Annotated in this window: 23 protein-coding genes; 9 read left to right on the forward strand and 14 right to left on the reverse strand. The window is 66.7% G+C overall.

The genetic code is table 11. The features are described from left to right. Positions 1–29: 29 nt before the first annotated feature. Complete coding sequence (locus CFB45_RS14080; protein WP_089426132.1) at positions 30–920, reverse strand: alpha/beta fold hydrolase; 891 nt, start codon at positions 918–920, stop codon at positions 30–32. Between the two features lie 106 nt (positions 921–1,026). Between CFB45_RS14080 and CFB45_RS14085 the strand changes: the two genes are divergently transcribed. Continuing rightward, positions 1,027–1,923, forward strand: coding sequence for a LysR family transcriptional regulator (locus CFB45_RS14085; RefSeq protein WP_089426133.1), 897 nt, complete (start codon positions 1,027–1,029; stop codon positions 1,921–1,923). Positions 1,924–1,963: 40 nt separating this feature from the next. Here CFB45_RS14085 and CFB45_RS14090 read toward each other — a convergent pair whose 3' ends face one another. The 4 genes from CFB45_RS14090 to copC all read right to left on the reverse strand — a co-directional run bounded on the left by CFB45_RS14090 (position 1,964) and on the right by copC (position 4,963). Then, a complete protein-coding gene (locus CFB45_RS14090; RefSeq protein ID WP_089426134.1) occupies positions 1,964–2,893 on the reverse strand; it encodes a LysR family transcriptional regulator in 930 nt (309 codons plus the stop codon). Between the two features lie 166 nt (positions 2,894–3,059). Next, entirely contained in the window at positions 3,060–3,833 is a 774-nt protein-coding gene (locus CFB45_RS14095; protein WP_089426135.1) for an SDR family oxidoreductase, read from the reverse strand. A 191-nt stretch (positions 3,834–4,024) separates the two neighbouring features. Continuing rightward, entirely contained in the window at positions 4,025–4,525 is a 501-nt protein-coding gene (locus tag CFB45_RS14100) for a DinB family protein (protein WP_089426136.1), read from the reverse strand. Positions 4,526–4,588: 63 nt separating this feature from the next. Then, on the reverse strand, positions 4,589–4,963 hold the full coding sequence (gene copC / locus CFB45_RS14105) for a copper homeostasis periplasmic binding protein CopC (protein ID WP_089426137.1): 375 nt from the start codon (positions 4,961–4,963) through the stop codon (positions 4,589–4,591). A gap of 114 nt (positions 4,964–5,077) precedes the next feature. On the opposite strand from copC, the gene CFB45_RS14110 reads away from it, so the two are divergent. Beyond that, positions 5,078–5,794, forward strand: a complete 717-nt coding sequence (locus CFB45_RS14110) for a pseudouridine synthase (protein WP_089426138.1) — start codon at positions 5,078–5,080, stop codon at positions 5,792–5,794. 108 nt (positions 5,795–5,902) lie between these two features. After that, positions 5,903–6,088 carry a hypothetical protein gene (locus CFB45_RS14115; RefSeq protein WP_089426139.1) on the forward strand — a complete coding sequence of 62 codons (186 nt, stop codon included), beginning with the start codon at positions 5,903–5,905 and terminating at the stop codon, positions 6,086–6,088. On the opposite strand, the gene CFB45_RS14120 is transcribed toward CFB45_RS14115, so the two are convergent. Continuing rightward, the gene (locus CFB45_RS14120) at positions 6,071–7,108 is read right to left on the reverse strand and encodes an NAD-dependent epimerase/dehydratase family protein (protein WP_089426140.1); all 1,038 of its coding nucleotides are present in this window, start codon (positions 7,106–7,108) and stop codon (positions 6,071–6,073) included. The genes CFB45_RS14115 and CFB45_RS14120 overlap by 18 nt on opposite strands. Positions 7,109–7,215: 107 nt before the next feature. Here CFB45_RS14120 and CFB45_RS14125 point away from each other — a divergent pair, with 107 nt between their 5' ends. The 3 genes from CFB45_RS14125 to CFB45_RS14140 all read left to right on the forward strand — a co-directional run bounded on the left by CFB45_RS14125 (position 7,216) and on the right by CFB45_RS14140 (position 10,192). Beyond that, the gene (locus tag CFB45_RS14125; protein WP_011352940.1) at positions 7,216–8,247 is read left to right on the forward strand and encodes a CDP-6-deoxy-delta-3,4-glucoseen reductase; all 1,032 of its coding nucleotides are present in this window, start codon (positions 7,216–7,218) and stop codon (positions 8,245–8,247) included. Between the two features lie 291 nt (positions 8,248–8,538). Continuing rightward, on the forward strand, positions 8,539–9,723 hold the full coding sequence (locus CFB45_RS14135) for an acetylornithine transaminase (RefSeq protein ID WP_069248649.1): 1,185 nt from the start codon (positions 8,539–8,541) through the stop codon (positions 9,721–9,723). Positions 9,724–9,736: 13 nt separating this feature from the next. Continuing rightward, positions 9,737–10,192: a GNAT family acetyltransferase gene (locus CFB45_RS14140; RefSeq protein ID WP_089426142.1), complete on the forward strand. Its 456-nt coding sequence runs from the start codon at positions 9,737–9,739 to the stop codon at positions 10,190–10,192. A 24-nt stretch (positions 10,193–10,216) separates the two neighbouring features. On the opposite strand, the gene CFB45_RS14145 is transcribed toward CFB45_RS14140, so the two are convergent. The 8 genes from CFB45_RS14145 to CFB45_RS14180 form a co-directional block, all read right to left on the reverse strand. After that, the gene (locus CFB45_RS14145; RefSeq protein ID WP_069248650.1) at positions 10,217–10,888 is read right to left on the reverse strand and encodes a DUF2278 family protein; all 672 of its coding nucleotides are present in this window, start codon (positions 10,886–10,888) and stop codon (positions 10,217–10,219) included. A gap of 273 nt (positions 10,889–11,161) precedes the next feature. Beyond that, positions 11,162–11,878 (reverse strand): ABC transporter ATP-binding protein, encoded by a 717-nt coding sequence (locus CFB45_RS14150; RefSeq protein ID WP_089426143.1) that lies wholly within the window; start codon positions 11,876–11,878, stop codon positions 11,162–11,164. Beyond that, positions 11,878–12,654, reverse strand: a complete 777-nt coding sequence (locus CFB45_RS14155; RefSeq protein WP_069248652.1) for an ABC transporter ATP-binding protein — start codon at positions 12,652–12,654, stop codon at positions 11,878–11,880. Before CFB45_RS14155 ends, CFB45_RS14150 begins: the two co-directional genes overlap by 1 nt. 23 nt (positions 12,655–12,677) lie before the next feature. Next, a complete protein-coding gene (locus CFB45_RS14160) occupies positions 12,678–13,847 on the reverse strand; it encodes an ABC transporter permease subunit (RefSeq protein WP_046544596.1) in 1,170 nt (389 codons plus the stop codon). A gap of 18 nt (positions 13,848–13,865) precedes the next feature. Beyond that, entirely contained in the window at positions 13,866–14,816 is a 951-nt protein-coding gene (locus CFB45_RS14165; protein ID WP_006488946.1) for a branched-chain amino acid ABC transporter permease, read from the reverse strand. 211 nt (positions 14,817–15,027) lie between these two features. Further along, positions 15,028–15,771 carry an amino acid-binding protein gene (locus CFB45_RS14170; RefSeq protein WP_174975958.1) on the reverse strand — a complete coding sequence of 248 codons (744 nt, stop codon included), beginning with the start codon at positions 15,769–15,771 and terminating at the stop codon, positions 15,028–15,030. 203 nt (positions 15,772–15,974) lie between these two features. Further along, positions 15,975–16,955, reverse strand: coding sequence for a 4-hydroxy-3-methylbut-2-enyl diphosphate reductase (ispH, locus tag CFB45_RS14175; protein WP_011352949.1), 981 nt, complete (start codon positions 16,953–16,955; stop codon positions 15,975–15,977). Between the two features lie 2 nt (positions 16,956–16,957). After that, positions 16,958–17,413, reverse strand: coding sequence for an FKBP-type peptidyl-prolyl cis-trans isomerase (locus CFB45_RS14180; protein ID WP_046544593.1), 456 nt, complete (start codon positions 17,411–17,413; stop codon positions 16,958–16,960). A 135-nt stretch (positions 17,414–17,548) separates the two neighbouring features. On the opposite strand from CFB45_RS14180, the gene radC reads away from it, so the two are divergent. The 3 genes from radC to rpmG all read left to right on the forward strand — a co-directional run bounded on the left by radC (position 17,549) and on the right by rpmG (position 18,990). After that, positions 17,549–18,334, forward strand: coding sequence for a RadC family protein (radC, locus tag CFB45_RS14185; RefSeq protein ID WP_089426145.1), 786 nt, complete (start codon positions 17,549–17,551; stop codon positions 18,332–18,334). A gap of 237 nt (positions 18,335–18,571) precedes the next feature. Next, positions 18,572–18,805, forward strand: a complete 234-nt coding sequence (rpmB, locus tag CFB45_RS14190) for a 50S ribosomal protein L28 (RefSeq protein ID WP_004186391.1) — start codon at positions 18,572–18,574, stop codon at positions 18,803–18,805. A 17-nt stretch (positions 18,806–18,822) separates the two neighbouring features. Then, positions 18,823–18,990, forward strand: a complete 168-nt coding sequence (gene rpmG / locus CFB45_RS14195) for a 50S ribosomal protein L33 (RefSeq protein ID WP_006478046.1) — start codon at positions 18,823–18,825, stop codon at positions 18,988–18,990. Positions 18,991–19,011 lie beyond the last annotated feature (21 nt).

Consider the following 19,011-nt stretch of genomic DNA (forward strand, 5'->3'; position numbering starts at 1 on the left):
CCACCGTGCGCCGGCCACGCCGGTGCGCCTCAGCCTGGCTCGCAGAACCCGAGGATCGCGTCGGCGATTGCCGCCGGCGCCTCGCGCTGCGGAAAGTGGCCGACACCGTCCAGCACCTGCCGCGCGTAGCGCCCCGCAAAGAACCGCTCGCGCCCGGCCGAGCTGTCCGGATGATTGCAGGTATCCGCGCCGCCGTGCAGCACGAGCGTCGGCACCGCCAGCACCGGCGCGGGATTCAGCCGCGCATCGTCGTCGGCATAGACCGGCGTGCCCGGTGCGAATCCCCATCGATGCCGGTACGAATGCAGCACGACGTCGATCCAGTCGGGCCCGTCGAACGCGGCGGCGGCCGCGTCGAAATCGCTGTCGCGATACCAGCCCGGCGGCGACCACGTGTCCCACATCAAGCGGGCAAACGCGCGGCGATCGTCGCGCAACGCCTGCTCGCCGCGTGGCGTCGCCATGAACCAGTGATACCAGTAGTTTCGTGCCTGCTGCAGCGACAGCGGCTGCCCAGGATCGTTGGTGCCGTACCCGACCGACAGCATCACGAGATGCGATGCGGCGCCTTCGCGCAGCCCGCACGCGTTCGCGGCTGCCCGCGCGCCCCAGTCGTGCCCGACCAGCACGGGCCGCTCGATGCCGAGCGCATCGACGAAGTCGAGCAGGTCGCGCCCGAGCGCCACGAGCTGGCCGCTGCGCGGCACGGATGCGTCGCGAAAGCGGGTCGGCGCAAAACCGCGCAGCGCGGGCGCGAGCACGCGGTAGCCGTGCGCGGCGAGCCTTGCCGCCACCGCGTCCCAGCCGACCGGGCTGTCCGGCCAGCCGTGCAGCAGCACGGCCACGCGCTCGCCGCGCGGGTTCCATTCGAGATAGGCAATGTCGAGCGACGCGGTGGTCGCATGCTCATAGGTCGTCATCGTGCACTCCGTTGGGTGGATCCGAGTGCACGATGGTAGGCCGGCCTTTCATCACGATTCACGGAGTATCATGGTTCATTCTTCGAATATCGCGTTGAATTGATCCATGGAACCGCCGACCGATCCCGCGTCGACCTCGCTCGACATCACGCTGCTGCGCACCTTCCTCGAAGTCGTCGACAGCCGCGGGTTCGCGCCGGCCGCGGAACGGCTCGCGCTGACGCCGTCCGCCGTCAGCGGCCACATCAAGCGGCTCGAACAGGCGGCCGGCACGGTGCTGCTCGCGCGCACCACCCGTCGCATCGCGCTCACGCCGGCCGGCGACACGCTGTACGCATACGCACGCAACATCGTCGACATGGAGCGCGAAGTGCGCGCAAGGCTGCGCGGCGCGCCGGCGCACGGCCCGCTGCGGGTCGGCGCATCGGAGGATTTTGCGGGTGCGTGGCTGCCGCACGTGCTGCGCACGTTCCGCGACCGCCACCCGCGCACGTCGATCGAGCTGAAGGTCGGGATCACCGCGTCGCTGCTGCGCGAGCAGACGCTCGGCCGGCTCGACGTCGTGCTCGGCAAGCAGTGCCGGCAGGTCGACACGCCGGGCGAACTGCTGTGGGAAGAACCGCTCGTGTGGGCGTTCGCGTCGGATCGCACGCTCGACGCCGGCGGCGACGTGCCGCTCGCGCTGTTTCCGCAGCCATGCGTCTATCGCGAAGCCGCCGTCGCGGCACTCGCCGCTGCACTGCGGCCGTTTCGCGTGCTGTTCGAGAGCAGCAGCATGGCCGGCTGCGTGTCGGCCGCGCTCGCGGGCTTCGCGGTCACCGCGCTGGCGCGCAGCCAGTTGCGCGACGGCCTGCGCGAATGCGGCCCGCAGGACGGCCTGCCGGTGCTGCCGGCCGCGCGTTTCTACGCGTTCGCGGCGAAACCGGACGGCGCCGCCGCCGCGTTGATCGACGCGGTGCGGGAAACCGGGCGCAGCCGGCAGTTCGCGGCGCTGCCCGGCTGAAACGGGCACGACGGCACGTGACGCGATCCGGCCGTGCCGGTCAGTCGCCCTCCGCCCCCTCCCCGCCATGCGTCAGCGCGCTCGCCATCAGTTCCCCGAACCATTCGATGAAGGCATTGAGCCGGCGCGAACGGTGACGCCGGTGCGGGTACACGGCCGACACGTCCATCGGTGCGGCGCGGTGGCCGGGCATCACGTCGACGAGTGCGCCGCTGTCGAGCAGATGCTGGACGTCGAAGCGCGGAATCTGGATCAGCCCCATCCCGGCGATGCAGCTGGCAATATAGGTTTCGGCATTGTTGACGATCACCCGGCTCGGCAGCATGAGCGTGTGCCGCTGGCCGTCCGTGCAGTATTCCCAGTCGAGTTCGCGCCCGGTCGTCGGCGACGCATAGCCGATCGCCCAGTGTCCGTGCGCGAGCGCATCCGGATGCTCGGGCACGCCGCATTCGCGCAGGTAGTCGGGGCTCGCGCAGTTGATCAGCATGAACTGTCCGAGCGGCCGCACGACGAGGCTGCTGTCCGCGAGCCGCCCCACGCGGATCGCGCAGTCGACGCCCTCCTGCACCAGGTCGATCGAACGATCGGTCGAGCCGAGCGACAGTTGCAGCTTCGGATAACGGTGAAACAGCGACGGCAGCGCGGGCGCCACCATGCGGCGCGCGATCCGGCTCGGCACGTCGACGTTCAGCCGGCCGATCACGTCGCGGTCGCGGCGGCGGAACAGGCGGTCGAGTTCGTCGGCCTCCGCGAGCAGGCGCCGGCCGCGTTCGAGCAGCAGCGCGCCGTCGGCGGTCAGTTGCACCTGGCGTGTCGTGCGGTGCAAGAGGCGCGTGCCGAGCCCCGTTTCCAGTTGCTGGACGGCCGCCGACACGGTCGCGCGCGGCACGTCGAGCGCATGCGCGGCCTTGATGAAGCTGCCCATCTCGGCAACCTGCAGGAAGATTCTGACCTGATCCAGCTTGTCCATCGGCAGGGAACGTAGGTTCGGACGAACGCCGCCGCCAGCCGTCGCGCGTCGCGGCCAGGTCCGGCGGCACAGAGAAAACGGGCACGCAGCCGCGAGGCCGCGCGCCCGTCCATTGTCCACGCAAACGCGCCATTGCGGTGCGCCGCGCGGCCCGTTGCCGGGCCGGTTACTTGGTCGTGTAGCCGCCGTTGATCAGGATCGTCTGGCCCGTGATCCACCAGCCGTCGGTAACGAGATGGCGGATGAACGGCACGACGTCCTCGATGTCGGTCAGGCCCGTCTTGCTGAACGGCGACAGCGCGGCCGCCGTCTTGTGATACGCGACCGCATCGGCGCCCTCGGCCGGATAGAAGAACGGCGTGTCCATCGGGCCCGGCCCGACGGCCGTCACCGAGATCCCGCGCGCGCCGTATTCCTTCGACGCCGCGCGCGTGAAATGCTCGACCGGCGCCTTCGACCCTTCGTACGCCGCATAGAACGGCGTGAACGCGCCGAGCAGCGACGTCACGAGCGTGACGAGCTTGCCGTGATCCTCGAGGTGCCGCCCCGCTTCCTTGATGAAGAAGAATGCCGACTTGCTGTTGACCGCGAACATCTCGTCGTACTCGGCCTCGCTGATCTCGGTGAACGGCTTCTTCAGCACCTTGCCGACCGTGTTGATCGCGATGTCGATCTTGCAGAAGCGCTGCTTCGCGTCGTCGAACAGCTTCTCGACCGCGGCGGCCGTCGTCAGGTCGCCCTGGAACGTAGCCGCTTCCGCGCCGGCCGCACGCACCGCGGCGGCCGTCTCCTCGGCTTGCGCCTGCGACGCGGCGCTGTTGTAGTGAATCGCCACGGCCTTCGCACCGTGGCTCGCCAGATCCCGCGCGATCAGGCCGCCGAGATTCTTTGCGCCGCCTGCGATCAGGACGACCTTGTCTGCGAGCGTATGAGTTGCCACGGTTGACTCCCTTTCTCGTTGAACGAAGCTTGGAGTGTAGGCACGCGCGACGCGCCGGTCAGCCGGGCAACGCTGGATGGATTATCCAGAAAAACGATCCAATCGAAGCGTGGCAGTGCAGCCTGCCGCACCGACAACCGCGCCGGATCCGCCCTCGATTGATGGGCGCCGATGCCGAGGGCGGCGCCCGCTCAGCGCGCGTACAGCGTCGCGTCGATCTTGCCGAGCAGCCACTGCATGCCGGCCAGGTGCTGCTGGTCGTGGCTGCACAGGTAGTGGACGAGCCCGCGCACGGTCAACGAACCGTAGCCGTCGAATTCCCCGGTGCGCGCGAACTGTTCGGGCGTGAGGCGCGACACGAGGTTCAGCGTCTCGCGCCGCGCTTCGTGGATCGCCGCGAGCACGTCGGACGCATACGCATCGTTGTAGCGGCGCTCGATCGCGAGCGCGTCGCCGTCGATCGACACGAGCAGCGGCCGGTCTTCGTCGAGCATCCGCCGCAGCCGCACGTGATAGCCGTCGATCTCGATGTCGCGCACATGGCAGAGCTGCCCGAGCGGCGAAAAATGCTCGCTCGGCATCCCGGCCCAGTCGTCGGGCGTCCAGCGCGCGTAGCCGTCGGGGACGGCCGCGAAATGGGCTTCGAGCTGACGGGGGAAATCGGCGAGTGCGTCGAGCGTCGTCGGATTCATGCGGGACTCCCTGTCGGATAGGGGCGACGGCAACCCTGGCACGGGCCTGCCGTCGCCGTTGTGTCACTTCACGCTGAAGCCGTACGCGCCCTGCGTGCGGTGCCCGTCGGTCGCGACGGCCACCCATTTCACCGTATAGGCGCCGGCGCCGACCGCCGTGAGCGGCACCGACATCCGCTTGCGGTTCGACGCGTCGATGCGCGCGCGGCCGTCCGACACCGTCTTGCCGTCGCCATCGACGACGACGATCGAGCTGAACGCGGGTTCCAGCGGCTCGGTGAAGTCGATCGTGACGGCGGCCGGGGCGGCAGCCACCGACGCGCCCGCCGCCGGATCGCTCTTCGCGAGGTGCGCGTGCGCGAACGCGGCCGACGAGACGGTCGCCGCAACGATGACGGCAGCGGCGTGGCGGCCGAACGGGAACGAAGCAAAAGGCATGGACTTTCCGTGAAGAATGAACGGGCGCCGCGCCCCGCGCGGCGTACCGGCAGCTTACCAGCGCATGCGCGCTCATGCCGGTCGCGCGCCATCGCTTGATAGAATGCGCGCGCTATGGATCTCGAAAGCATTCTCTACACCCAGGGCTTCGGCTCGCGCCGCCAGTGCCGGGGCCTGATCGAAGCGGGCCGCGTCACCGTGGCGGGCGCCCGCGCGACCGACCCCGACGCCGCGTTCGATACCGACGGCCTCGTGTTCTCGGTCGACGATACGGCGTGGCCGTTCCACGCACGCGCCTATCTCGCGCTCAACAAGCCGGCCGGCTACGAGTGTTCGCGCGATCCGCAACACCACGCGAGCGTGTTCAGCCTGCTGCCTGCACCGCTCGTCGCGCGCGGCGTGCAGTGCGTCGGGCGTCTCGACCAGGACACGACGGGCCTGCTGCTGCTGTCCGACGACGGCCAGTTCGTGCACGCGTACACGTCGCCGAAACGCAAGGTGCCGAAAACCTATGTGGCAACCGTGCGCCACCCGCTCGACGACACGCAGCTGAACACGCTGCGCACCGGCGTGCAGTTGCACGGCGAGCCGAAGCCGATCGCGGCGGTCGCCGCCGACGCGCGCGACCCGCACGCGCTCGCGCTGACCGTGCTCGAAGGCAAGTATCACCAGGTCAAGCGGATGGTCGCGGCGGTGAGCAACCGCGTCGAGTTGCTGCACCGCGAAAGCATCGGCGGCTTCACGCTGCCGGGCGACCTCGCGCCCGGCGCGTGGCGATGGCTCGACGACGCCGACCTTTCGGCGCTGCGCAATACCGTCAAAACCCTGTAAGGGAAAATCCGCACGACCGTTCGACGCTCGACCGCATCTCGGCCGCATGTTCCCCCGCTATACTGAAATCACAAGCTGTAAGAGAACAGCGACGTAGGGGGAGGCATCATGAACAACCATACTTTCGAACTGTCGTCCGTGATGATCGCGTTCGCGGTCATCGGTGTCATCGTGATCGGCGGGCTGCTGGCCGCGATGCACATGAAGCACAAATATCATCCGAACCTGATTGGCGCGCTGATCGGCGCGTTGCTGTGCTTCCTGCTGATCGAGGCGTTACCGGCGCTCACCTGACGCGCTCCCCGGCGCGAGCGTTTGAAGGAAATCATCTACGGTCGGATAGCGCAACGTCACGCACAATTCGGCCTTGAGCCGTGCGTTGGACAGGCGCCGCGACTCGCGCATGAACGACAGCAGTGTCGGTTCGAGCTGACGCTCGGCGTCCGCGCGGCTGACGCGCGGCGGCCTCGGCAGGCCGAGCACCTGCGCGACCCGGTCGAAATACTCCCCCATCCGCAGTTCGCTGTCGTCCGACGCGTGCACGGCGCGCGCCGGCTTGCCGCGTTCGGCCACACGGCGCAGGATCGCCGCGAGATCGTCCGCATGGATGTGGTTCGTGTAGACGTCGTCGGCCGGCTCGAGCGCCGGCGTGCCGCGCTCGAGCCGTGCGACCGGCAGGCGGTTCGCCGCGTAGATCCCGGGAATCCGCACGATGCGCGCGGACAGCACGCCGCGCACCGTCGCCGCACGCAGTTGCCGCTCCGCCGACACGCGCCGGAACGCGCGCGGATTCGCGGGACGCAGCGGCTGCGTTTCGTCGATGCGCGCGCCGCCGCAATCGCCGTAAACGCCCGTCGTACTGGCATAGACGAGCCTCGGCGCACGAAGGGCGTCGGGTACAATACGCGCTGCCCGAACGGGCGCGCCGGCCTGCCGGGTAGCGGTGCGCAGGGTTCGGAGCCGGCCGACCGCCGAGGCCGGCGGCACCGGTGGCCGTCGCGCAGGCACGGTCGTTGCGGCGATCAGCGCACGGGTGCGCCGGTCGTCACGGCCATCGGACTGCGGCGGTGCGAGATGCAGGATCGTGCGGGCCAGACCCGCGAGGCGGCCGAGTGTCGCCCGGCGATCGAGGTCGCCGACGATCGGCGTTGCACCCGCGGCGCGCAGTTCGTCGCGGCGGGCCGGATGGCTCGTCAGCGCGAAGATCCGCAGGTTGCGGCGCGTGTCGCGCCATTGCGCGACGCAGCGCATGCCGACGTCGCCGCAGCCGACGATCAGTGCGCGCGGCCGGCGCAGGATTCGAGTCGCGATCATGTTGGTTGCGAAATCAGTAGCCACCGTTGCGCGACGCGCAACGGGTTTGCATTGTAGCTGCCGTGCCCGACATGCACGGTCCCCCCATTTTGTTCTAGTTTGGTTCTATGGCATTCAACGTCACTCTCAAGCAAAGCGGCCGGCAATTCCAGGTCGAGTCGGATGAAACCGTGCTGGCGGCCGCGCTGCGCCAGAACGTCCATCTGCCGTACGGCTGCAAGAACGGCGCGTGCGGCTCGTGCAAGGGCCAGATCGTGTCGGGCCAGATCGAACAGGGCCCGCACGCCGCGTCGGCGCTGTCCAACGACGAGCGCACGCGCGGCCTCGCGCTGCTGTGCTGCTCGAAGGCGCAGTGCGATCTCGAAATCGACGTGCGTGAAATCGCCGGCGTCGACGGCGTGCAGGTCAAGAAGCTGCCGTGCCGGATCGCCGCGCTCGAGCGCAAGGCCGACGACGTGATGGTCGTGAAGCTGCAACTGCCCGCCAACGAACGCCTGCAGTACCTCGCGGGCCAGTACGTCGAGTTCATCCTGAAGGACGGCTCGCGCCGCAGCTACTCGATGGCGAACGCGCCGCACGAGGAAGGCCCGGTCGAGCTGCACATCCGCCACATGCCGGGCGGCAAGTTCACCGACCACGTGTTCGGCGCGATGAAGGAGCGCGACATCCTGCGCTTCGAAGGCCCGCTCGGCACGTTCTTCCTGCGTGAAGACTCCGACAAGCCGATCGTGCTGCTCGCATCGGGCACCGGCTTCGCGCCGATCAAGGCGATCATCGAGCACGTGAAGCACACGGGCATCACGCGCCCGATGACGCTCTACTGGGGCGCGCGCCGCAAGAAGGACATCTACCTCGGCGAACTGGCCGAGCAGTGGGCACGCGAGATCCCGAATTTCAAGTACGTGCCGGTGCTCTCCGAGCCGGACGCCGGCGATCAGTGGACGGGCCGCACCGGCTTCGTCCACCGCGCGGTGATCGAGGATCTGCCCGACCTGTCGGGCCACCAGGTGTACGCGTGCGGCGCGCCGGTGATGGTCGAATCCGCGCAGCGCGACTTCACGCAGCACCACGCGCTGCCGGCCGACGAGTTCTACGCGGACTCGTTCACGAGCGCCGCCGATCTCGCGCATCCGGTCTGAGGCCCGCGCACCCGCGTACGGCACTACGCGCTGCGATGTCACATCCGTGGCATCGCGGCGGTTTACAGTGACGCGCGGGATGCCTTATGCTTGCGCACATGAACTGCTTCCTGTCCGCCCTTCGACGTCGCCGCTCGCCGCTCCGCCCGGATGCCGCAGGCTCGTCACGGACTCGCGCGTAACCCCCACAGCTTCACCGGTTACGCACAAGCTGTTCGCCCCACCAGCCACGGCCTTCCGTGGCTTTTTTATTGCCTGTTTCCCTTTCAACGTCCGCTGGAGTCTGCTGCCATGCCCCTGAACGATTATCCGATCGACTCGCTGATGTACATCACGAACCGCCCCGACATCGTGTTTACGCACGGCAAGGGTTCGTGGCTCTACGATCACACGGGCAAGCGCTATCTGGACTTCATCCAGGGCTGGGCCGTCAACAGCCTCGGCCATTGCAACGAAGGCATCGTCGACGCGCTGAAGACGCAGGCGGAAAAGCTGCTGAACCCGTCGCCCGCGTTCTACAACGAACCGATGGCAAAGCTCGCGGGCCTGCTCACGCAGCACAGCGTGTTCGACAAGGTGTTCTTCACGAACAGCGGCGCGGAAGCGAACGAAGGCGCGATCAAGCTCGCGCGCAAGTGGGGCCGCAAGTTCAAGAACGGCGCGTACGAGATCATCACGTTCGACCACAGCTTCCACGGCCGCACGCTCGCGACGATGTCGGCCAGCGGCAAGCCGGGCTGGGACACGATCTACGCCCCGCAGGTGCCGGGCTTCCCGAAGGCCGAGCTGAACGACATCAACTCGGTCGAGAAGCTGATCACCGACAAGACCGTCGCGGTGATGCTCGAGCCGATCCAGGGTGAAGGCGGCGTGATTCCGGCCACGCGTGAATTCATGCAGGCGCTGCGCGCGCTGACGAAGCAGCACGACCTGCTGCTGATCGTCGACGAAGTGCAAAGCGGCTGCGGCCGCGCGGGCACGCTGTTCGCGTACGAGTTGTCCGGCATCGAGCCGGACGTCATGACGCTCGCGAAAGGCATCGGCGGCGGCGCCCCGCTCGGCGCGCTGCTGTCGAAGGCCGAGTTCGCGGTGTTCGAGGCCGGCGACCAGGGCGGCACGTACAACGGCAACCCGCTGATGACGGCGGTCGGCTATTCGGTGATCTCGCAGCTCGTCGCACCGGGCTTCCTCGAAGGCGTGCGTGCGCGCAGCGAATACCTGAAGCGCAAGCTGCTCGAGCTGTCGGAAGAGCGCGGCTTCGAAGGCGAACGCGGCGAAGGCCTGCTGCGCGCGCTGCTGCTCGGCAAGGACATCGGCCCGCAGATCGTCGAGAAGGCGCGCGACATGCAGCCCGACGGCCTGCTGCTGAACGCCGCGCGGCCGAACCTGCTGCGCTTCATGCCCGCACTGAACGTGACGACCGAGGAAATCGACCAGATGATGGCGATGCTGCGGTCGGTGCTCGACACGCTCTAAGGAGAGCCCGCCGATGGATGCCGCCGCCGATGCCGTTGTGATCCGCCCGTTCGAACGCGCCGACACCGATGCCGTGCTCGCGGTATGGCGCGACGCGTTCCCGCAGTACGAAGACGCGGATGCGCCGCCGCACCGCGATCCGCTGCGATCGATCGAGCTGAAGCTCGCGACGCAGCCGGAACTGTTCTTCGTCGCGACCAGCCGCGCGCGCGTGGTCGGCACGCTGATGGCGGGTTTCGACGGGCATCGCGGCTGGCTCTACTCGTTCGGCGTATCGAACGACGCACGCCGGCTCGGCATCGGCCGCGCGCTGATCGCGCATGCGGAACGCGCGCTCGCCGCGCGCGGCTGCCTGAAGATCAACCTGCAGGTGCTGCCCGGCAACGACGATGCGTGCCGCTTCTACGCGGCGCTCGGCTATCGCGTCGAGGAACGCATCTCGTTCGGCAAGACGCTGCCGGCCGCGTGACGCAAAGGCCGGCAGCCCGCCACTTCAGCGCGTGATCGGCCCCGCGCCCGGCAGCGGATTGCCGAGCGCGTCGGTCGGCACGGCCTGCTGCTCGAACGCGGCGAAATACGCGGCCCACTGCGTATCGCTCACGCGCACGATCAGCGCGCCGTCCTGCCAGATGTCGTTGTGATCGTTGTGGTCGTCGCCCGCGCGGTGCAGGTAGTTCGAGCCGGTCGAACCCTGGTTCATGTGCGTGTCGTGGATGCCGTTGCCTTCCGCATACGAGCGGCCGAACACGACGACGTCGAGCCCCTGCGACTGCGCGGCGTTCACGAGCCGCAGCAGCGACGGGATCGGCTCCTGATTCTCCGTGCCGTCCATCACGGCGCTCGGGCGCCATGCACCCGTTTCGTTCAGGATGTCGCTGCGCAGGTAGTCGAGCGCGGGCAATGCCGCCTGCCCCGTCAGGTCCGTGTAGCCCTCGGCCGCGGCCGCGAGCGTCTGCGTGATCGGGTGGTGGAAATCGTAGACGAGCTTGTAGTTCAGCAGGTCGTCCGCGTCGTTGGTGCCGACGTTGATCGCGACGTCCCAGTCGCCGCCGGGCAACGCCAGCGTCAGGTGGATGTGATACTGGATCTCGCTGCCATGCGGCGAGCCCTTCAGCTTCGCCACCGATGTCACCTTCGCCTTCACGAAACCGTAGTCCAGACTCATGCGTGCTCTCCGTGTCCCGACGGGCCGCCGATGCTACGCGGCCCGTGTGACGGTTGGCAGGCGCCCGGCAACGAGCGGCTGCCCCATCGTTCCCGCGCCGCGTGCGCGGCGCGACAGTCGAATGGAGTCGCGCACGCATGCACAAGTTCGGCCGGAATCGCATCACACGAAAAAAAAGGCTGTCACGGCATCCCGTGACAGCCTTTCGAAAGCCCGTATGCGACGCGGCCGGCATCTGCCGCCGCGCGCCACCGGGCCCGCTCATTCACTCACTCATTCACCCAGGTACGCGGCACGCACCTTCGGATCGTCGAGCATCTGCTTCGCATCGCCTTCCATCGTGACCGTGCCCGAGTCCATCACGTAGCCACGGTCGGCCGCCTGCAGCGCGAGGCGCGCGTTCTGCTCGACGAGCAGCACCGTGATGCCCTCCTTCGAGATTTCACGCACCACTTCGAAGATCTTCTCGACCATGATCGGCGACAGGCCCATCGACGGCTCGTCGAGCAGCAGCAGCTTCGGCTTCGAGAGGATCGCGCGCGACATCGCCAGCATCTGCTGCTCGCCGCCCGAAAGCGTGCCCGCGAGCTGCGTCGCACGCTCCTTCAGGCGCGGGAAGAAGCCGAACATGCGGTCGACGTCCTTCTTGATCTGCTCGCCGTCGTTGCGCAGGTACGCGCCCATCTGCATGTTCTCGACGATCGACATCCGCGCGAAGATCCCGCGGCCTTCCGGCACCATCGCGAGGCCGCGCTTGAGCAGCTCGTGCGTCGGGATGCCCTTGATCGACTTGCCCTCGTACTCGATGTCGCCGGCCGAATACGCCTTCAGACCCGTGATCGCCTTCATCGTCGTGGTCTTGCCCGCGCCGTTCGCGCCGATCAGCGTCACGAGCTCGCCCTGACGGACTTCCATGTCAACGCCCTTGACGGCCTGGATGCCGCCGTAGTTGACCTGCAAGCCCTTGATTTTCAACATTGCCGCTGCCATCAGTGCACCCCTGCGCCGAGATATGCCTCAATCACCTTCGGATTCTTCTGCACGTCCTGCGGCAGACCCTCGGCGATCACCTTGCCGTAATCGAGCACCGTCATCCGGTTGCACAGCCCCATCACGAGCTTCACGTCGTGCTCGATCAGGAGAATCGTGCGGCCGTCCGAGCGGATCTTGTCGAGCAGGCGCGTGAGTTCGACCTTCTCGGTCGCGTTCATCCCGGCCGCCGGCTCGTCGAGCGCGAGCAGCTTCGGGTCGGTGGCCAGCGCGCGCGCGATCTCGAGGCGGCGCTGGTGGCCGTACGACAGGTTGCGAGACGTGTAGTCCGCGTACTGCAGCACGCCGACGTATTCGAGCAGCTCGATCGCGCGCTCCTTGATCTCGCGCTCTTCCTGGCGTTCGGCCGGCGTCTGGAACACCGCGCCGAGCAGCCCGTGCTTGGTGCGCACGTGGCGGCCCACCATCACGTTCTCGAGCGCCGTCATCCCGCCGAACAGGCGGATGTTCTGGAACGTGCGCGCGATGCCCGTCTTCGCGACCTGATGCACCGCGGTCGGCTTGTATTCCGTGCCGTCGAGCTTGAACTCGCCGGAGTCCGGCGTGTAGAGGCCCGTGATCACGTTGAAGAACGTCGTCTTGCCGGCGCCGTTCGGGCCGATCAGGCCGTAGATCTCGCCTTCCCTGATCTGCAGACCGACATCGGACAGCGCCTGCAGGCCGCCGAAGCGCTTGTTCACGCCCTGCACGGACAGTCGGATTTGTTTGTCGCTCATGTGTGTATCCCCTTGTCCGTCGATTAAGCGCGCACCGGCTTCTTGCTGGCGCGCTTCGCCAGTTTCGCGATCTTGTCCTCATGCTTCGGCGCGGGCCACAGGCCTTCCGAGCGATACAGCATGATGACGACCATCGCGAGGCCGTACAGCGCCTGACGGATCACTTCCGTATCGACGATGTCATGACCGAACAGCGCGTGCTGCAGCGGGCTCATCGTCGAGCGCAGGAATTCCGGGAAGATCGCGAGCAGTACCGCGCCCAGGATCACGCCCGGGATGTGGCCCATGCCGCCGAGCACCACGCAGGCCAGCACGACGATCGATTCCCAGAACGTGAACGATTCCGGCGACACGAAGCCCTGGAACGAACCGAACATCGCACCCGACAGGCCGCCGAACGACGCACCCATCGCGAATGCGAGCAGCTTCACGTTGCGGGTGTTGATGCCCATCGCCTTCGCCGCGATCTCGTCTTCGCGGATCGCCGCCCATGCGCGACCGATACGCGAGTGCTGCAGGCGCGTACACACCCAGATCACCAGCAGCGAGCACAGCACGAACAGGTAGTAGTACATGTAGACCGACGGCAGCTGGATCCCGAACAGCGAGTGCGTCTGCGCGAGGCTGAAGTCGCCGATGTGCACCGGATCGATGCCCGTGATCCCCTTCGGCCCGTTGGTGATGTTCACCGGACGGTCGAGGTTGTTCATGAAGATCCGGACGATTTCACCGAAGCCGAGCGTCACGATCGCCAGGTAGTCGCCGCGCAGGCGCAGCGTCGGCGCGCCGAGCAGGATCCCGAAGGTCGCCGCCAGCGCCATCGCGATCGGCACGATGATCAGGAACGGGATGTGCAGCCCGTTCGGCGCGAGCGCCGCGATCCACTCGAATTGCGAGGTCAGGTGCGGCGAGCTCAACAATGCCGCCGTGTACGCACCCACCGCGTAGAACGCGATGTAACCCAGGTCGAGCAGGCCGGCGAAGCCGACCACCACGTTCAGGCCCAGCGCGAGCATCACGTACAGCATCGCGAAGTCGAGCACGCGGACCCAGTAGTTGCCGCCGGCCGAGCCGATGATGATCGGCGCCGCGATCACGAAGACCGCGGTCAGGAGGCCGATGATGACCGTCTTGGTGGTGTTGCGCTCTTCGACGAGCGACGTCGAGGATTCGATCGGTTGAATGGATGTCATGTTGTTTGCTCCCTTCCGTTACGCGCGATCCGCGACACGTTCGCCCAGCAGGCCGGACGGACGGAACACCAGCACGATGATCAGCACGATGAAGGCGAACACGTCCTGGTAGTTACTGCCGAATACGCCGCCCGTGAGGTTGCCGATGTAGCCGGCCCCGAGCTGCTCGATCAGTCCGAGCAGCACGCCGCCGACCATCGCGCCGCCGAGGTTGCCGATCCCGCCCAGCACCGCGGCCGTGAATGCCTTCATGCCGGGGATGAAGCCCATGTAGAAGTGCACGTTGCCGTATTCGGATGCGATCATTACGCCGGCCAGCGCGGCGAGCGCGGAGCCGATCATGAACGTCGCCGAGATCACGAAGTTCGGGTTCACGCCCATCAGGCTCGCGGTGTTCGGGCTTTCGGCGATCGCGCGCATCGCGCGGCCGAGCTTGGTCTTGTGCACGAGCAGCAGCAGGCCGCCCATCACGATGAACGCCACCGCGATGATCACGATTTCAGTCACCGAGATCACGGCGCCGGGCGTCGTGTCGGTGGCCTTGATCACGTTGATCGGATCGGTCGGCAGCAATTGCGGGAACGGCAGCGGGTTGCGCGACCAGATGATCATCGCGGCGGTCTGCAGCAGGATCGACACGCCGATCGCGGTGATCAGCGGGGCGAGGCGCGGAGCGCGACGCAGCGGCCGGTAGGCGACCCGTTCGATCGTGAAGCCGACGAATGCACAGACGACTGCGGCGATGCCCAGGCCGATCGTCAGCGTCGCGACGTTGCCGAGTCCGGGGAAATGGTTCTGCAGCACGGTGATGGCCGACAGGGCGACCATCGCGCCGATCATCAGCACGTCGCCATGCGCGAAGTTGATGATGCCGAGAATGCCGTACACCATCGTGTAACCCAACGCGATGATGGCGTAGACACTGCCGAGCACCAGCCCGTTGAGAACCTGCTGGACGAAAATATCCATTTAAAGCTCCTTGGCCCGTGCTGCCGGAGGACGTTGCGCCCCGCGGGTAAGCGAGGAATCGCGCCTTCTCGGCGACACTGCGGGTACTAGTCGATACCGGTAAGGGTGGATCGTCCCGGCGCGCGCCGCCCGGCCTGTACGGCCGGACCTGCCGCCGGAGCGGATACAAAAACGGCACCGCACTGTTCCGGTGCCGTCATGAGTCCCGTCGCTAAATCGTCACGACATCGAGGACGGTGTTCGTGGCCTCCTTGAAGTCGTAGGGCAGCATGCCGAGACGGCCATCGTCCGGTTGCCCGGCATCCGTGCCTTGTCCCGTCCGGTGCGAGGCAAGCCCCGCACCCGGGCGGATTGGATTCCGTGCCCCGGTGCCTCGCGAGGCACCGCGAACGCCGCGCCCGACATTCGTCAGGACTGCGTCGGAATCCATCGTACGAACCAGACCGCGCGCCGCGACCTCATTGCTCGCGGCAACGCGCTGTTTCGTCGAATCGAAATGAAAGGGGACCGGCGACATCGGCACGCTGCCCGCATCGCCGGGCACCCGGGCCGGCCTGCGTCGATCGGCGCGCACGGTCGCTGTCACGCCACGACCGGCGGCCTGCTGTGCTGCAACCTGCGTGCCCGCTGCCTGGCCGTTCGCCAGGCCAAGCGCGTTGATTTCCTCGATCGCCAAACGTGCCCCGTTTTCCTTGTCCTTGCCCAATTGCGCGGTGCGGCACGCGAACGGTGCCGCACGACCGGTTCCGGCGACGCGCACGCCGCTGGCCGGCGGTGCCGCGAACGCCGCAGCCTCCCTCCCCGCCTCGTCGTCGCTCTTTTTGCTGCAGCCGGCAAGCATTGCAACCGGTGCGGCGACGGACATGGCGTAAGCCAACTTCACATGCATCGAGTGGTCTCCCGCGCCTTGCCAAAATCCGATTTCAAAGCCATTCAGGCCTGAAAACGGGCGCATTGTAACTCCATTTATAGGACGCCAATAATCCTGATTCGATGGGGTTTTCCTGCATTGCAACCAATTTTGAGAGACGCTTGGAAGCGCGCAGAGCAACCCGGTTGCACCATTGATCCGAATAATGGTTGCGATTGCGATTTCGACGGGCAAAAAAAAGCGCGCCGTCAGGCGCGCTTCGGTGTTCCGCGGGTGCGATGCGGCAATCAGGCGGCGGGCGGCAGGTTCAACCCGCGCGGCAGCGGAAACGACACGTTTTCCTCGATGCCGTCGAGCGCGCGCACATTGCGCACACCGAGTTCGCGCAGCCGTGCGATCACGGCCTGGGCGAGCACTTCGGGGGCCGACGCGCCGGCCGTCACGCCGATGCGACGCTTGCCTGCGACCCATGCCGGATCGATCTGGTCGGGTGCATCGACCATGTACGCGTCCACGCCGCGCTTCTCGGCCACTTCACGCAGGCGGCTCGAATTCGAGCTGTTCGGGCTGCCGACGACGATCACGACATCGCACTGCGGCGCCATGAACTTCACGGCGTCCTGGCGGTTCTGCGTCGCGTAGCAGATGTCCTGCTTCTTCGGCTCGCGGATCTTCGGATACTTGGCCTTCAACGCGCCGATGATCTCGGCTGCATCGTCGACGGACAGCGTCGTCTGCGTGACGAGCGCGATGCGTTCGGGATCGGCGAGCTCGAGCTTCTGCACGTCCTCGACGCTCTCGACGAGATGCATGCCGCGCTCGACCTGCCCCATCGTGCCTTCGACTTCCGGATGGCCCTTGTGCCCGATCATGACGATGTCGACGCCGTCCTGGCGCATCTTCGCCACTTCGACGTGCACCTTCGTGACGAGCGGGCAGGTTGCGTCGTAAATGCGCAACCCGCGCACGTCGGCCTCGTCGCGCACGGCCTTCGACACGCCGTGCGCGCTGAAGATCACGGTATTGCCGGCCGGCACTTCCTCGAGTTCCTCGACGAAGATCGCGCCTTTCTTCTTCAGATCCTCGACCACGTACTTGTTGTGGACGATCTCGTGACGGACGTAGATCGGCGCACCGTGCATCGCGATGGCGCGCTCGACGATCTCGATCGCGCGATCGACGCCCGCGCAGAAACCGCGCGGCTGGGCCAGCAGGATTTCGGCATCGGCGGCGACGGTCTGCCCGGACAGCGTATCGGTGGTGCTCATGATTACAGGATTCCGATGATTTTCACTTCGAACGTGAGCGCTTGGCCCGCGAGCGGATGATTGAAGTCGAACAGTGCCGAGGTTTCGCTGACTTCCTTCAGCACCCCCGCGTATCGGCCGCCGTCCGGCGCGTTGAACTCGATCAGCTCGCCCGGCGTGAAATCGTCGCCGACCATCCCGTTCTCGCGCAGCGTCGACAGCGTCACGCGCTGGAGCATGTCGGGATTCCGGGGACCGAACCCCTGTTCGGGGGCTAGCTGAAAAGTCGAATGGTCGCCGACCCTGAGGCCGATCAGAATCTGTTCCAGCGACGGCGCCAGTTGCCCCGCGCCGAGCAGCAGCGTGGCCGGCTTGTCGGTGAAGGTGTTGACGATATCGGCGCCGTCGGCGAGTGCCAGCCGGTAATGCAACGTGACGTGGGAACCGGGCTTCACTTCGGATAGATCGATGAGGCTCATGAATTACTCGTTCAGTCGGCGCCCGATACGGCCGAAAGGCCCGGCGCAAAACCAATATTGTAAGTCACCTGAGCGCGCAAGGCGGAAAGTGCGACGACGTCGCGCACACTGCCCGCCGCCAATGGAGTTTCAAGTATGCTGTCACCCTGCCCAGCCTTGCCGCCAGTCGAATGCCGCGACAGCACCGATCTGCCGGCCGATCTGCCGGCCGATCCGCCCGGCCGCGTCATCCCGATCCACCGGCGCAAGCACCGCCTGCGCGGCTGGCGGCCCGAGCGGCCACGCGAGCGACTGCTGGAGCGCGGGCCGGCGGCGCTGACCGACGACGAACTGGTCGCCCTGCTGCTCGGCACGGGCAAGCCCGGGCACGACGTGTTCACCACCGCCCGCGCCCTGGTCAAGCAGTTCAAGTCGTTGCACGGGTTGCTCGAGGCGACCACCGACGATTTCGAGGCACACCCCGGCATCGGCCCCGCGCGCGCCGCGCGGCTGGTCGCCGTCATCGAGATCGCGCGTCGCATGCTGAAGGAGAAAGCGCACGAGAAGCAGCCGATCGATTCGCCCGGCGCGGTCGAGGACTATCTGCGGCTGAAGATCGGCGCGCGTCCGTACGAAGTGTTCGCCGCGGTCTACCTCGACGCGCGCCACAGCCTGATCGACATGGAGGAAATCACGCGCGGCTCGCTGACGCGCATGGCCGTCTACCCGCGCGAGATCGTGCGCCGCGCGATCGCATACAACGCTGCGGCACTGATCGTTGCCCATAACCATCCGTCGGGCGCGGTGCAGCCGAGCGCGGAAGATCGCCGCCTGACCCGCGTGCTGCACGACGCGCTCGCGCTCGTCGATGTCAGGCTGCTCGATCACGTCGTGATCGGCACCAGTGATACTTTTTCGTTCGCACGGGCCGGTTGGATGTAGACTGTGCGGTTGCGGCCCGCCCAACGGCGCCGCAACGGTGATGCGAAATTAGGTTTGATTTTTCTGAACTTTTTCTGCTAGAATCGCCGTCTGTCTTTTTTCCAACCAGTTCTAGCCATCGAAGGGCCTTGTCTGTAAGGGCTTCGGCGTTCTGAGTGCAGCCATGGATCACGTGGCGGTACGATGGAACCTTCATCGGCGATCGAACCCCGAATTTAGCGTATTAGGAGTGCTCTCATGGCACGCGTATGCCAAGTAACTGGGAAAGCGCCGATGAGCGGCAACAACGTTTCCCACGCCAACAACAAGACGAAGCGCCGCTTCCTGCCGAACCTGCAAAACCGCCGGTTCTGGGTAGAGAGCGAAAACCGCTGGGTGCGCCTGCGCGTCTCGAACGCCGGCCTGCGCCTGATCGACAAGAACGGCATCGATTCCGTGCTCGCTGACCTGCGCGCACGCGGCGAAGCCTAAGCCCAAGGAGCACAATCATGGCAAAAGGCGCACGCGACAAGATCAAGCTCGAGTCGACCGCTGGTACGGGTCACTTCTACACGACCACGAAGAACAAGCGCAACATGCCGGAAAAGATGGCGATCAAGAAGTTCGATCCCGTCGTCCGCAAGCATGTGGAATACAAAGAAACCAAGATCAAGTAATCTCCGGTTTCTGCTAGCCTG

It is taken from the genome of Burkholderia sp. HI2500, assembly GCF_002223055.1.
Classification (GTDB): Bacteria; Pseudomonadota; Gammaproteobacteria; order Burkholderiales; family Burkholderiaceae; genus Burkholderia.

Bases quoted from the DNA above. Each gene is read 5' to 3' on its own strand.
- CFB45_RS14080 (WP_089426132.1), bottom strand. From the start codon at position 920: ATGACGACCTATGAGCATGCGACCACCGCGTCGCTCGACATTGCCTAT.
- CFB45_RS14085 (WP_089426133.1), top strand. From the start codon at position 1,027: ATGGAACCGCCGACCGATCCCGCGTCGACCTCGCTCGACATCACGCTG.
- CFB45_RS14090 (WP_089426134.1), bottom strand. From the start codon at position 2,893: ATGGACAAGCTGGATCAGGTCAGAATCTTCCTGCAGGTTGCCGAGATG.
- CFB45_RS14100 (WP_089426136.1), bottom strand. From the start codon at position 4,525: ATGAATCCGACGACGCTCGACGCACTCGCCGATTTCCCCCGTCAGCTC.
- copC (WP_089426137.1), bottom strand. From the start codon at position 4,963: ATGCCTTTTGCTTCGTTCCCGTTCGGCCGCCACGCCGCTGCCGTCATC.
- CFB45_RS14110 (WP_089426138.1), top strand. From the start codon at position 5,078: ATGGATCTCGAAAGCATTCTCTACACCCAGGGCTTCGGCTCGCGCCGC.
- CFB45_RS14115 (WP_089426139.1), top strand. From the start codon at position 5,903: ATGAACAACCATACTTTCGAACTGTCGTCCGTGATGATCGCGTTCGCG.
- CFB45_RS14120 (WP_089426140.1), bottom strand. From the start codon at position 7,108: ATGATCGCGACTCGAATCCTGCGCCGGCCGCGCGCACTGATCGTCGGC.
- CFB45_RS14125 (WP_011352940.1), top strand. From the start codon at position 7,216: ATGGCATTCAACGTCACTCTCAAGCAAAGCGGCCGGCAATTCCAGGTC.
- CFB45_RS14135 (WP_069248649.1), top strand. From the start codon at position 8,539: ATGCCCCTGAACGATTATCCGATCGACTCGCTGATGTACATCACGAAC.
- CFB45_RS14140 (WP_089426142.1), top strand. From the start codon at position 9,737: ATGGATGCCGCCGCCGATGCCGTTGTGATCCGCCCGTTCGAACGCGCC.
- CFB45_RS14145 (WP_069248650.1), bottom strand. From the start codon at position 10,888: ATGAGTCTGGACTACGGTTTCGTGAAGGCGAAGGTGACATCGGTGGCG.
- CFB45_RS14150 (WP_089426143.1), bottom strand. From the start codon at position 11,878: ATGGCAGCGGCAATGTTGAAAATCAAGGGCTTGCAGGTCAACTACGGC.
- CFB45_RS14155 (WP_069248652.1), bottom strand. From the start codon at position 12,654: ATGAGCGACAAACAAATCCGACTGTCCGTGCAGGGCGTGAACAAGCGC.
- CFB45_RS14160 (WP_046544596.1), bottom strand. From the start codon at position 13,847: ATGACATCCATTCAACCGATCGAATCCTCGACGTCGCTCGTCGAAGAG.
- CFB45_RS14165 (WP_006488946.1), bottom strand. From the start codon at position 14,816: ATGGATATTTTCGTCCAGCAGGTTCTCAACGGGCTGGTGCTCGGCAGT.
- CFB45_RS14170 (WP_174975958.1), bottom strand. From the start codon at position 15,771: ATGCGCCCGTTTTCAGGCCTGAATGGCTTTGAAATCGGATTTTGGCAA.
- ispH (WP_011352949.1), bottom strand. From the start codon at position 16,955: ATGAGCACCACCGATACGCTGTCCGGGCAGACCGTCGCCGCCGATGCC.
- CFB45_RS14180 (WP_046544593.1), bottom strand. From the start codon at position 17,413: ATGAGCCTCATCGATCTATCCGAAGTGAAGCCCGGTTCCCACGTCACG.
- radC (WP_089426145.1), top strand. From the start codon at position 17,549: ATGCTGTCACCCTGCCCAGCCTTGCCGCCAGTCGAATGCCGCGACAGC.
- rpmB (WP_004186391.1), top strand. From the start codon at position 18,572: ATGGCACGCGTATGCCAAGTAACTGGGAAAGCGCCGATGAGCGGCAAC.
- rpmG (WP_006478046.1), top strand. From the start codon at position 18,823: ATGGCAAAAGGCGCACGCGACAAGATCAAGCTCGAGTCGACCGCTGGT.